Origin of the sequence: Alkaliphilus serpentinus (assembly GCF_009017255.1) — a bacterium.
GTDB lineage: Bacteria > Bacillota > Clostridia > Peptostreptococcales > Natronincolaceae > Alkaliphilus_D > Alkaliphilus_D serpentinus.
The window spans coordinates 14568-28678 of the sequence record NZ_WBZB01000017.1 but is presented as its reverse complement, the minus strand read 5'-3'; the positions used below and the strand labels follow the sequence as shown (position 1 = coordinate 28678).

Annotated in this window: 10 protein-coding genes and 1 riboswitch; all 10 genes read right to left on the bottom strand. The window is 36.6% G+C overall.

The genetic code is table 11. The annotated features are described in order from the left end of the window. Positions 1-286 precede the first annotated feature (286 nt). Positions 287-697, bottom strand: a complete 411-nt coding sequence (locus F8153_RS06625; protein ID WP_151865593.1) for a HepT-like ribonuclease domain-containing protein — start codon at positions 695-697, stop codon at positions 287-289. A gap of 164 nt (positions 698-861) precedes the next feature. After that, on the bottom strand, positions 862-1947 hold the full coding sequence (locus tag F8153_RS06620; RefSeq protein WP_151865592.1) for an NAD(P)/FAD-dependent oxidoreductase: 1086 nt from the start codon (positions 1945-1947) through the stop codon (positions 862-864). Between the two features lie 123 nt (positions 1948-2070). Then, positions 2071-3960 (bottom strand): ribosomal protection-like ABC-F family protein, encoded by a 1890-nt coding sequence (gene abc-f / locus F8153_RS06615; RefSeq protein ID WP_151865591.1) that lies wholly within the window; start codon positions 3958-3960, stop codon positions 2071-2073. A 542-nt stretch (positions 3961-4502) separates the two neighbouring features. Next, entirely contained in the window at positions 4503-5879 is a 1377-nt protein-coding gene (locus F8153_RS06610; protein ID WP_151865590.1) for an MATE family efflux transporter, read from the bottom strand. Positions 5880-6042: 163 nt separating this feature from the next. After that, the gene (locus tag F8153_RS06605; protein ID WP_151865589.1) at positions 6043-7452 is read right to left on the bottom strand and encodes a GGDEF domain-containing protein; all 1410 of its coding nucleotides are present in this window, start codon (positions 7450-7452) and stop codon (positions 6043-6045) included. A 64-nt stretch (positions 7453-7516) separates the two neighbouring features. After that, positions 7517-7602, bottom strand: a riboswitch (cyclic di-GMP riboswitch). 106 nt (positions 7603-7708) lie between these two features. Continuing rightward, complete coding sequence (locus F8153_RS06600; RefSeq protein ID WP_151865588.1) at positions 7709-8407, bottom strand: pirin family protein; 699 nt, start codon at positions 8405-8407, stop codon at positions 7709-7711. Positions 8408-8697: 290 nt separating this feature from the next. Beyond that, positions 8698-9768: a hypothetical protein gene (locus F8153_RS06595; RefSeq protein ID WP_151865587.1), complete on the bottom strand. Its 1071-nt coding sequence runs from the start codon at positions 9766-9768 to the stop codon at positions 8698-8700. After that, positions 9752-11083 (bottom strand): B12-binding domain-containing radical SAM protein, encoded by a 1332-nt coding sequence (locus F8153_RS06590; RefSeq protein WP_151865586.1) that lies wholly within the window; start codon positions 11081-11083, stop codon positions 9752-9754. Before F8153_RS06590 ends, F8153_RS06595 begins: the two co-directional genes overlap by 17 nt. 99 nt (positions 11084-11182) lie before the next feature. After that, entirely contained in the window at positions 11183-12514 is a 1332-nt protein-coding gene (locus F8153_RS06585) for a B12-binding domain-containing radical SAM protein (protein ID WP_151865585.1), read from the bottom strand. 38 nt (positions 12515-12552) lie between these two features. Further along, the gene (locus F8153_RS06580; RefSeq protein ID WP_151865584.1) at positions 12553-14106 is read right to left on the bottom strand and encodes a GH3 family domain-containing protein; all 1554 of its coding nucleotides are present in this window, start codon (positions 14104-14106) and stop codon (positions 12553-12555) included. Between the last annotated feature and the right edge of the window lie 5 nt (positions 14107-14111).

The window sequence follows — 14111 nt, the reverse complement described above, 5'->3', positions numbered from 1 at the left end:
CCCTTCTTTTCTACTTTACAATATGCAAAAACCTAATTATTTTATCTACCTACTTCCACCTCCTTATTAATGGTTTTTATAAGAAAAACCTTAGTGTAGTATATTTCTTCTAAACTAAAGCTTCTTGTCATAATATTTATGCTTGTATTTAAATTTACTAGGCAAGCCCTTTTTATATACTCTTTCATGCATCACTAACCTATGCCTTTAATAATTTTGTAACATTTAACAATTGCCTAGAATTTCTATTGTTAATTATTCACACAATCTCTATTAGCGGTTTTGATTATTTGATATATTCAAGTACATATTTCTTAAAGTTTCTAAAATCACTGACATAGTTCTCTAGAAGAATATATAACTCATCTTTACTAATGTGCCTTAATAAGTCATATTCCAATGTATATATATATTTAATTCTTTCTTTTAGATTACTGCTTAGCCAAGGTGGAATAACTCTTTTATCCTCCAGCACCGATACAATATCTAGTTGATTTAATGGACTTTTATGATTACTATCCTGAATTACCAAATAACAGCTTTCAAGGATATTTTGATAACCCATTAAGATAAATCGTTCTGCACCTCCATAAACTAAGGGAGTTTCAAGAAAATCCATTTTTGTATAAGATGCTGCCGTTGATAGTATTTCTGCATATTCCTCAAGTTTATCTAGATTATTTAGTAAAATTTTCAATTGTTCTTCCCTCCATTAGATTTATATGGTTTTGATATTAATATTCAACAAAAATATTCTAAACCCTTCATTTAACATTTTGTATTATTTTTTGTAATTTTGTTTATTTTTGTAAAATAAAAAAGGAGTTGATAGTCAACTCCAACTCTATTTCAACAGATATTTCATTTTCTCGACAAGGGTCTTAGAAGATACGCTAAATACCTCAAAGGATCCGCATGTTTTGTATTAAAAATTCGTTCAACTACTCTGTTATTCATACTTCCAACCAATAAGTCTAGCTTTTGATTATTCAACTTCTCGAGGCTTCTTCTAAGAACCAGAGAGTTATTATAGGACTTTCGTAAATGATTGGTTAATTCTTCATATTTCCCCTGACCTAAAATATCCTTAGCCCCATAGACTCCAGTAAGGATGGCGGCAAATTGTCCAAAGCCTAAAAATGGCATAATTGAACCGAAGTTATTACCTACAAAAAAAGTGTTGCCAATGCGGGGGTACTGACACATTCCAATGATATAACGTGTGATCTCAAACTTATCAGTAATTCTTAAATCTTGCTTTAAATCTCTACAAGCTCTATCATAGAAATTACTCCATAATTGATTAATATCCATCTCTTTATTGTGAGGATAATCAGGATAGGCAATTACAATATTGGCCTCTTCTTCCGAGATGGGGATACAATACCCATAACCCTGGGGGGCAAAATTATTATCAAGCCAAGCAGCTGCCTTATATCGGTCAAAGTCTCCCTCCACCATTACACCCCTTATGGTTACTGTTAACTCCTCCTTGTAATTCTGAATTTTTTTAGCATCTGCTGCGTCTCCCGTAGCTAGAATTACATGGGTAAAGTCCTGTAACAGTTCCTCATAGGTGTATCTTGAATTGAAGACCACATTTCCTCTAAATTGCTTATATAGTTGCATCTCATAGGAATCCTCATCCCTTCCCCTTATATTGGAAAATCCAAGCTGCCCCTTAATGGAAGCTTCTTTATTTTCCGAAAAAATCCTAAGCTCCTTAATGTTTCCTGTTGGCTTTAAATGTATTCCATACTCTTCTGATAGGTAGCCAATACTATTATTAATTGGTCTATTTAGAATCGACAGCATAATTTCTCCATTTACAAAGCGGTCACCCACAACTCCTCTTCTTTCAAAAATGGTTGGACTCATCCCATGCTTCTCCAAGGTTATTCCGCATGCCAGCCCAGAAAGTCCAGCACCCATTATGGCGATTTTCATAAATACACCTCCCTAGAGATAGTATTTACAAGAAAGGAAATTGTAAAAGCATCTTGAAAAATTCACTTGATTTTTTAACAAGGTTAAAATTACCATCGGTTTATACCATCCATAGATCCCAAGTTAATATCCCTTAGAAATGGCCTTCTCCCATAAGCCATAGAGTTCCTTCAACCCTGTAGATAACTGGTGATACTCTTTATAAACCTCCACCGCAGCTTCGGGGCCAAAGGATTTCTCAACTTCCTTTATCCTCTCTTCTAAAACAGTTATTTTTTCCTCCAAGGAATTAATAGATTCAGTATTGGCTGACTTTTTATCTATAACAGGTTTATTTCTGGTAGATGACTTTGCTTTTTCTTCATTTGAATGATTTATAGCAGTCTCATTTTTAGACTTTTCAGCTTTGTAACCTTCGTAGTTCCCTAAATACGAGTGAACCCTCCCATCAGAAATTTCGAGGATGCGGGTAACGCATTTATTCAGAAAATAACGATCGTGGGAGATTGCAATCACCGTCCCCTTAAACCTTAGGAGGGCTGCCTCCAACGCATCCCTTGCTGCCATATCCAAATGATTGGTTGGCTCATCCATAATAAGGCAATAGGGTTCATTTAACATTAAGGTGGCCAAGTATACCCTAACCCTTTCTCCTCCACTAAGAACAGAAATACTTTTATGAACTTCATCACCAAAAAACTGATATTTAGCCATATAGTCCTTAGCTTCCTTCTCGGTTTGCTCCTTATGATGAATAATTTCTTGAATAACAGACCTTTCTTCATCCTCAAAGGTAATTTCCTGTCCCACATAACCATATTTAACCCAGTTGCCCAGTTTAGCTTCTCCCTTAAAGTCCTTATCCTTTCCCAGAAGGATATTTAATAGGGTTGTTTTTCCACATCCATTGGGCCCAATGATTCCAATTTTTTCTCCTCCATGGATTTGAAAGCTTGCATTGTTGAATAGAACCACACTTTCAAAGCTCTTATATAAATTATTGGCCCAGGCAATGTTGGCACTGATATGTCTAGCCTGATTAAAGCTTAATAGTGGTCGTGTCGACTTTTTCAGATGCTCTGATACACTAGAATTTTGCTGCTTATTAAGCTCTGCCTGCAATCTAGCCTTTTCCTTCTGTCGACTTCTAGCTTGCTTGATCTTTCTCATGCTCATAAGACTTTGCACTAGCTCATCGGTTTCTCTTATTTCTCTTTGAAGGCGTTTTTTCTCGTTTAGTACGAATTCCCTTCTAATCTCCTTTTGGTTCATATAGGATGTGTAATTGCCACTTCTCTCTATGATACTTCCCCTATGGAGCTCAGCCACCCGTGTAGCCATTTGATCTAGAAAGTATCGATCATGGGATACTATTAAAACCCCACCCTTAAAGGTTTTTAAAAAGTTCTCCAACCACTCAACAGCTTTGATATCTAAATGGTTGGTGGGCTCATCTAGAATTAATAGATCCGGTTCCTCTAATAGAATCCTAGCTAAGGCCACTCGCATCCTTTCTCCACCACTAAGCTTATCGATGGGTATTTCCAAAGCCTGTTGTCTTAAACCTAAACCCAATAATATGGTTTTTATTTTTGTTTCTATTGTATAGCCATCGATAGCCTCATAGATTTCTATCAATCTTGTATATTCCCTCATGGCGTCTTGAAGCTGATCTTCGGCCTTTATGCTTGCCATTTTTTCTTCAATACTTCTGATTTTCTTTTCTAGTATAACCACTTTTTCATAGGATACAGCGGTATTATTGGGTGACTCACATAGGATCTCCCCCATGCTTTGGCTTAAATATCCTACCTTAGTGTTTTTTCCAATGATGATTTCGCCACCATCAGCCTCTTCAAGCTTCATGGCAATCCTTAATAAAGTGGTTTTTCCAGCCCCATTTTCCCCTACTAAAGCAAGCCTTTCTCCTTTATGGATACTTAAACTCACATTGTTTAAAACTACATTTCCTACGTATTCCTTATATATATTGTTAAAAGTTATTAAACTCATTATTTACAACCTCCTTGGATATCTCCTATACATTATTTTGGCAACAAAAAAGACCACCAGCACAGGGGCCTCCTCAATAGATATATCCATTGAAAAAGCCGCAGACTAGCCTTATCGTCCACGGCTTAATAAGCATACCAAAAAAGTGTATACTAAAATAACCTTCTCATTAGCGGTTTCAAAGAAATAGGAAATAAACCTATACTAATATGCAAAAATAGGTTGAAAACTTCAGATTTCCAATTTTGCTTTGACACGGCTACTGGTTATTAAAGCTCCGGACAAAGGATCGCCTTTATGCATTGTTGGTCAATGTACGGAGCAAATTCCAAGACAGCGTGCCAATGGGCTTGCAGTTATTTTTTTCATTGTTAACACTCCCATGGCTTTTTCTCTACTAATTCATTATATACCATGATTTTCATATTGGCAACTATTACCTTTCCCTCTTAGAAATGATTAATTTTCATTAGAGGTAGCATCTAGTAAATATGATAACAAGTATACTTTAATTACAATTATAATATCCAATTTATTTACGATTAAACCCTATTAAGTTCCCATTTTCCCTGTTTGTAAAAATATAATATAACTAGAACCTCCACAAACTCAGCAATTAAAAAGGTTACCCATACCCACTCTACCTGTAGCTTTAGCATATTAACGATTATATACATTAAAGGGATTTGAACACACCACCTACCGGCAACACTGGCAAAAAGATAGGGAGCATTGTATCCAGAACCTGAAAATACACTTCCATGGCCCATCAATACCCCTGCCAATATCAACCCTGGGAAAATAATCCTCATCATGGTTTTTCCGATTTCAATACCCTCCGGGGAATCACTAATGAAAATTCCCATAATGTGTTGAGGAAATATAAGTACAATAATACTTACCAGCATCATAAGGCTTGATCCAAATAGGGTTGCAGTTCTAGCTGTTGCCTTTGCCCTCTTTAAATTTTCATAACCCAGGGATTGGCCTACAATTGTACTACTGGCCATAGATAGCCCTAACAGAGGCATAAAAGCGAAACCAATTAGTCTATTGCCGATGCCCATGGCGGCCACCGTTTCTGTACCATAATAGGTAATAAACTTTAGGGTAAAAATCCCTACTAGATTTCTTAAAAGGGCTTCCACTCCATTGGGAAGACCAATTGTTATAAGCTTCTTATCAATTTCTAAATTGAGTTTAAATAGCCTCTTAACCTTGATCTTTACCCTAGTTTTATTGGATAGTATAAATGCAAATCCAACTATAAAGGTTACAGTAATGGAAATCACTGTCGCTAATGCCGCACCAAATACACCTAAACCAAATCCGGGAATGGATGTTCCAGGAACAACATCAAACATTAAAATTGGATCTAATATAATATTTAATACCGCGGCTATTACCATAATAATCATGGGTTTTTTTGCATCACCTACACACCTAAAGGCAGTGTTCACCGTATAGGAGGAAAACATAATGGGTAAGAAGAAAACTCTTATATACCCATAGCTCAAGGCTGCTTCCGAAACTACAGGGTCCTTGGTAAAGAAACTTAGCAAGGGCCTCAAGATAATGGAGAAAATAATCATCGCAATAATTGCAACCAGCGCCTTAAAGGTTAAGGTTTGCTCTACACATAGACTTGTTCTATCCTCATCCCTCCGTCCATAGCTCTGGGAAATCAAAGAAATAGAGCTGGTGCCTATGATTTCATTTAAAACATTTACAATCCAAAACATCGTTGTGAATATTGTAACTCCAGCTACTGCTTCAGCAGAAATTCTCCCTATCCACATCATATCTACTAAATCATAAAACATTTGAAAGGTATACCCTAATATTGTTGGTGCAGCAAGAGAAACTAAATTTTTTGAAATGCTCCCCTCCTGCAGCTCTAATGATGCTTGTTGTTCCATATCCTTCCCCCTACCCATATCTTTCTACAATATGATTATAACCTATTAACTATGTAATTTAAAACAAAATCTAACATACCTCCCGCTAGAACTATGGTTAATAAAACCCCTAAATTTTATTAAAATTTAGAGGTTCTTCAACAATACTATAGTTGGTTATTTATCATTTTTTATCATTTTTTGAATAATACATTCTTTCATCTACAGCATTAAAATACTCTACAAAGTCTTTTTTACGCTTTAGTTCTTCAATACCATAGGATAAGCCGATCTCCATATCCTGACCCTTTATATTTATTAAAGCTACTCTCTCTTCTATCCGCTCCATGATTTTCTCAGCTACATCTTTTTTGCAATTCTTAAGTATTAATATAAACTCATCTCCTCCATATCGAACTACAAAATCTCCCTTCCTTAGGGATGCCTTCAGTAAATTAGTCAGCTCAATCAAGGCTAAGTCGCCTGCAGAATGACCATAGGTATCATTAATAACCTTAAAATTGTCAATATCTATCATAACAACTAGTGTATTTTCCTCTTTTCTATTTTCTTTTTCACTGGTGGATAGCCACTTTTCTAAAAATAGTCTTGAATATGCTCCCGTTAAGGTATCTTTAATTGCATATTCCTTATAGTTAGACAGCTTTACAATTAGAATAATTATCAAAGCTAATATTATTACTCCCACTATTATAATTGTTAAAATATGACCAAAAATCAAATTATAAACCCTCTTCATAGATGCACCTAAAATAATGGCTCCAATTAATTCTTCATCAATCCTTACAGGGAAGAATATTTCATAGGTGAAATAATCTTTATCTTCGTTGTAGTACTCCGTTGCATAGGTCATCCCATCTATTGCAGCCAATCTACTACCTTTATTATCAATCTCTTCTCCTATATGATCAATATTACTATGGGCGGTGGCAACTAAATCTGTATTTACAAATAGTCCGTAAATCACCTTACCATCCTTCACTAATTCATCAAGAATCATTTGATAACTATAAAGATGCAATTCAGAAAAATTTCTTTCAACACTTACTTGGATGTATCCACCTGTAAAATTTTTAATATAGCCCCTTTTAATATACCTTCCAGTTCCTTCTTCCTTTTCCGTATTTTCAATTATTAAAGAGTCCAAGCTATTAGCTAGCTTGTGAATTGAATTGTGACTTAAAGCTTCTCCTACTTTAGTAAAATCACTAGAGCTGGTGATTACTCCTGACTCATCAATAATGTTAATTTCAGCTACATTAAAGGTGTCAGCCAATAAGTACAGCTTTTCATTATCCATTTCATCAATATTATAAAGAACCCATTGTCCTATGCTTTTAATATTCTTTATAGTCTTTTCTTTATCAAAAGAATAGAATAAATGAATCCCATTATTAACTTGTTTTACGATTTTATAGTTTTCCTTTAGCATCTGGGAAGTGAGAGATTCTTTGATTCTATGGGAAGCTATTCCTACTAATAATCCAATGATTATAACTGATAGTAAGATTGAAACTTGTATGGTTTTATTTTTTATTAATATCCTTAGTTTCCGAAACTTAGATTTTAACATTTTATCATCACCCTTTAGATATGAAATAAAAAAACCCTTTCAAAAAAAGGGCTTAGTTACATAACTTAGCAACCGGCTACCTTAATAAATCATTATCTTAGGCCCTTGGCTTTGCGTCCTTACCTTTCGATAAGTTTGCCTTTTTTGATTTGGTTTAGATATGTCTCTAGTGCTATAGCACTATTCTTATTATATAGTATCACAAATATTTTGAAAAGTCATCTAAAAAGTGATCGTTTGCTACAGTTTTCATACCCTAGGGCTTAGCCATTTCTATCACTAATATATGAGATGTTTCTTTAGCTTTAATAACTAGTTCTTCTTCAACGATCTCCAGCGCATCCCTGGTACTTAAGCTAATCGAGTTTATATCAGTAATCCCTTCTATCTGAAGAAGATAAGCCTGTCTATTGGGTCCTACCGAAAACTTCGTTTCTTTTCCTTTTTGCAATTCAGTTACATAGAAATTTGCATCTTGATTAATTTTTATTGGAGCGTCACCTCTGTGACTAGAAATCATATGAAGCCATTTATTTTTTCTTAATTCCCATGGAAATTTGTAATCTCCATAATTGGGGGTGTGACCCTTTTCATCTGGAATAATCCATATTTGAAGGCTTCTAATAGTTTCATCCTCGTTGTTATACTCGCTATGGTATACTCCAGTTCCGGCACTCATATATTGAACATGTCCCCGTTCAATTGAGCCACTGTTCCCCATACTATCCTCATGGGTTAGCTTTCCTTCAATGACATAGGTTATAATCTCCATATCTCTATGGGGATGGGTGTCAAAACCTTTATTACCACCTATTAAATCGTCATTTAAGACCCTCAATACCCCGAAGCCCATCCGCTCTGGATTATGATAATCTCCAAAGGAAAAATGAAAGGATGCTTTTAGCCAATCTAAATTGTTTTTACCCAAGCTACTACTCTCTATCTTTTTTAACATTTCTCTTCCTCCTTACTTATTTCTTTATGGGATCTATTTAAAGTCTAATCTATAATATAAGATACCCATTCTGCTTATTAATAAAGAATTATTCAAAGAAAGAAAGAGAATATATAGATATTTCTCGATAGAAAAAAGATACTATTAATTTAGTATCTTTTCCCCATTTACATCCCAAATAATTCATCAATTTTCTTAAATTCTAATTTTTGATAGATTCCAATGGCCCCCTAGTTGAACTTAGCAACCACAAATCTTAATGAAACTTGAGCCCCTCTATCCAAGGAAACCTATAAAAAGGCCACATCGATGTAGAGATTTTTCCCTTGAAGCTCCTCATAAACCTTTCTATTACGCTGCCAGTCTACAATATAACATCGACTATCATATTGAATGTGCTTTGTTTTTTCAAAATAGGCCCTAAGGGGATGCTTCTCATAAAAGCCTATCATGAGAAAATCCAGTTCTTTTGAATTCTGCCGAATAAATTGCCACAGCTTATGGGCCAGGAATGCATCATGATCCTTTACCCATATTCCTGCGCTGCCACAATTGGCTGTTTCATTAATGGCTGGCAAAGAAGGATAACCAAGTAATCTGGTTGGAAGCTTAGAAAGAAGCTTATAAACACCATTATATTTCTTAACAACATACTGCTTATAGTCCTGTTGATTTAGCACATAGCCACAGCCTACTATACTATTATCTTTAAACAACCCATAATAGGTGGCATTTTTTAAATCATAGGCATCTATGGCCTCAAGGGATAAATCAGCCTTATGGGCTTCCTCTAAATAAAAGGTTTTTATCTCCTCTTTGCTGCAACGTCTAACACTATACTGATCATCTCTTTCTATGGTCTTTTTTATCCCTGCCTTACAAAAATACACTCTATAGTCACCCAAATACTGGTATAGGGGCATGACTTTTCTGGGCTTTTCCAGCATAGTCTGGGCCGCTACATTATCCTTTAATATAGTGGTGAAATAGAAATCTACATGATCTTTGGTTGCCTCATAAAGCTGCTGGTAGATATGGGGGATAAAAAGAAGCTTTTTCTGATATTCCGGTAAAAGCTTAAGACCTGCTAAATACCCCATCCTTAAGACTTCCCCCCCCTTATAAACCCTCCGCACGATACAAGCCCCCAAGCCCATTAGTTTCTGATGAATATTATCCTTTAGGACTAAGAAAAACACCTTGTCTCCTTCCCTTTCAAAGGAAGTAATGGGATTAGGATTTCTTAAATATTGAACGGCTATTCCACCGTCAAATTGCCCATCTTCAAAAATGGACTTTATTTCGGCTAAATCCTTTTCTTCAGCTAAAACCAACTGATATTTATCATTTGGGAAGTTCATCTAAATTCCTCCCTATGGGTACATTCATTTTTTCGTCTATCTCTCCCCCAATGCTTAAGTTCATTGTCCAGAAGAGGAACCATAAAAGGGGACTGGTTCTTGCCATGGAGGCAAAGCCCCTCCTTAGTAGGTTTTTACCATTGGCAAAATCCTTTCTTGCATCTCTACAGAGCTTACTAAGCCTTTCTGGTGACATGTTTTTCGGTTTAAAGGCCAGTTCTCCATAATTGTAGTCCTCCTGTAGCCACCATTTATCCACCAATAGTCTTTTTTCGTCCTTCAAGTATTGATAGTGGCTTGTTCCTGGAAAGGGCAAAAGATGGTTAAAGGCTGCCGTATAAAACTTATGCTTTTCAGAGAATCGGAGGGCCTTTTCGATGGTATCTTCAGTATCATAGTCGTAACCAAATACAAAGGTGGCATAAATTCCTATGCCTGCGTTATGGATCCGCTTAACTAGCTGATCCCGCTCCTCCATAATGAGATTTACAGGCTTATTCATCTGCCTAAGATTTTCTTCCTCTAAGCTTTCAAAGCCTATTAGAATAATTTCACAGCCACTTTTTTTCATGGCCTTTAGGAGGGCTTCATCCTTGGCCATGCTGAGGGTTCCTTGTCCAGCCCATTTAATCCCCAAGGGTGTAATTTTCTCAAAAATCTCTAGGGCATTTTTCTTATTGGCCACCAAATTATCATCCACTAAAAAATGATATTTGTGTTTGGATTGTTGAATATCTCTGATGATATGTTCATGGGGTCTGGCATAATATTGACAGTTATAATAGCCTGCTATTGCACAAAAATTACATTGATTAAAGCATCCCCTACCGGTCTCCACCAGGGAAACCGGGAGATAACTTTTCCCTTGAAAAATAGACTTATCTGGTAATAGAGGGCTAAAGGAAACCTGTCCTGTATAGGATTTCTTTAACTGATTTCTTTGAAAATCCGCTAGCATTCCTTGCCATACATCCTCCGCATTGCCCATCATTATGGCATCGGCATGCTCCATAGCCTCCTCCGGCATTAGTGTGGTGTGGTAACCCCCAAGGATCACCTTAGCCCCCCGCTCTCTAAAGGCCTTGCTGATCTCGTAGCTACGCCTTGCAGTATAGGTTTCCACTGTAATAACCACCAAATCTGTTGGATCATCATAATCAATCAGCTCTACACGGTCATCATAAAAAACCGTTTCAATATCACTGGGGGTCAGACTTTTTAACACGGCTATTGTTAAGGGCTCCATCTTCCAAGTTCCTATATATTTTTCTCCAAGTTTTTTGCCTATAGCTGGCAATATAAATGTTAGCTTCATCTTTTATCTCCTTTGACTCTTCTTATCTATAGCACTAACTTAAACACCTAGATTCTTAAATAAAGAGAAATATTGCGAAGTTAATAATAAAAATTAGTTTTATAGTATTGGGATATCAGAATTATCGCACATAATATCCCGAGTAAAATGCTTAAATTTTTCAGCATATTTCCTATATCCTAAGTTTAGAGGAATAGACATCCACGGACTATGGTTGAAGGGAGCCAAGCGTTTAGCAATATCCTTTAAACTATAGGTGTGCTTCCATGCCCAGACAATTCCTTCTTCTAGATCTTCTACTGTCATCTTAGCAGGTTTGAAAACCACATGCTCCACATCATACATAGCCCAATGATCTTCAATAATTCTACCTGATTTATGAAGATCCCTGTAAAGCTGTGTATTGGGAAAGGGGGTTAAAATGCTGTATCTAGGTAAATCAATTTTTATTTTAGTAATCATCTCTGCAGTTTTTTCAAAAACAGACTTGTCTTCGTCATCTCCACCAAAGGCAAAGCAGCCCTGAACCAAGATTCCATGGGCATGTAATTTTTTTATAAGCTCACCATAGCTTTGCACCTGATTAACTCCTTTATTAATATATTGCTGTGAGGATTGCCAAATGGACTCAAAGCCTATAAGAACACCCTTACAACCACTCTTTGCAAAAATTCTAATAAGTTCCTCATCTACACCAATATAGGAGGTCACCAGACCTAACCAGGAAATCTTCAGGGGGATTAAGGCCTTAAAAAGCTCCTTAGCATAGGCTTTATCAGCAATTAAATTGACATCAGGGAAAACCACAATCTTTGCCCTTAGGGCCTCCACCTCTTTAACTACCTCCTGAATAGGACGATTATAGACGTTGGTTCCAAAGGCTGAAGGATAAGCACAAAAGGTACAGGGGTAACTACAGCCCCTAACGGCTTCTACCGTATTAATGGTGATATATCTTTTTTTATTTAATAAATCACGTCTTGGCATGGGTCTATTAGCTATTGTAAAGTTACAGTCTTGATGATAAAAGGGCTTCAGCTCTCCCTTTATAAAATCCCTCAGCATTTGGGGAAAGGTAAACTCTGCAAAGCCTGTCAAAACCACATCTGCATGGGCTTTTGCCTCATGGGGCAAAAGAGATGGATGCACACCTCCTAAGAAGACCTTCATGCCCTTTTTTCTAAAATAATCGGCATAGGCATAGCATCTTGGTGCCGTCCCTGTAATACAGGTAATTCCCACTAAGTCTGCCTCTAAATCCAGAGGGATTTCATCTGCTGTTTCATCAAAAATTACCACCTCTGCTTCAATGTCTTCTGGTACAAGGGCAGCCAGGGTGGTTAAGGTGAGGGGTGCATAATGCAACGACTTACCAAAACTACCATTATACCTATGCATGGCCCCTGCTGGGGCTAATAACGCTATCTTCATTTTGGCCTCCATAATTCTTGTATTTTATTTAAAGTTTGCTATTTTTCCTGGTTTACGTCAAGATAGCCCTGAAAAAAATTAGGCCAATCTTCCCTTGTGGAAAGATAGGTAGGCTTAATGTCTCCTAGCCTTTGGCCTGCTTTTAAACAGCCTTCTATATACTCCTTTTGGGGATCTCCTGTTAAAGCAAATACCTTAAGCTCTTTAAGCTGCCCCAGCTTTCTACAGTAATCATAATGAAAGCTCTTTCTTAACTCTTCATCAATTTTACTGGCGGATGGAAGCTGATGGGCCTTTATATAAAGGACATAGTAATCTCCTTGGGGAGCCACCATATAAAAGGTGGCCTTTGGAGATTGTTCTTCAACAACCTCTCTTACAAAGGCTTCATGGAGCTTTTCACCAAATCGATCACTAACCCGATCATTTTTACCTTTAAAGATCAGGAGGGGTAAAGACTTCCACCAGCCAACCACCTCTACCACATCGTAGCTACGATAACGATAAAGACCCCCACTGGTTGTTACAACTACTTCATATTCCCTTCCAACCTTTAGGTCTTGAATTAACAAAATTTTATTTGTGGCCAGCTCAATAAATTCAAAAAAATGAGAATGGACACTTAACACTGCCCCCTTCTCACCAACCAGTGGAAAGGAAACAAAGCTTTCTGTGGATATTAAGCCCTTAGGCTGAATTATCCCATTGGGAAAGAGCTTCTTTAAAGCCTCTGCGTAGGGAGCAGCATAAGCATCACACCAACAACTTATAACCTTGAGCTTTGGCCATATTTTTTTATAGTCTTTATTATAAATACCTTCATAGATTTCCCTTTGTCTTCCTTCACTTAACTTCTTTAGAAGGCCTTCTTTATTCTTCTCTAGATAATCTAGCAAAAGCAGCAAATAGGTAGGATTCCATATAGAAATCATGGTAAGATCCTTGGTTTTTAAAAGCTCCACTAGGGTCCTTTCATAAAATCTGTTCATATCTCTTTCTTTTTGAATATCCTTTGGATTTACAAAAATCTTTTCCATCAGATACTTTTCTAACTTCCCAAAATACTCACTATCCTCTTCGAAACCAATGGGAATCCCCCTTTTAGTATATTGTCTTTCACTAGTGGCAGGGGTGATGGACCAATAACTTTTACCCCATCTAATTTCTGGATAGGAGGTATTCAAATTGTAGATCCATGGCTTAATCCCCCTTTGAAATTCTTCCTTAAGACCCTTGGTATAGGGGATAAGCTTGGCGGCTTTTGTAGAGCCACTGGTGGGCTCAAAGGCTATTACTTCCTCAGCTGTTAGAAAGCACCCTTCCTCTTCTGCCATTACATCAATATAGGGTCTAAAGGCTTCGTAATCACTTATTGGGACTTTTTCTTGATAGGCTTCTATCCCATCTATGCTTTTAAAATTGTATTTTTCTCCATATACCGTTTCAGCATGGGCCTTTAGAATTTCCTTAAGCTTTTCTTCTTGAAGTTCATGAACATCCTTTATGGCTTGGAACCTTTTATATTCTCCTCTATATAGAAGACAACAGAGGGTATTGATACAATAATATACAAATGTTTTTAATCTTTTCATTTCAT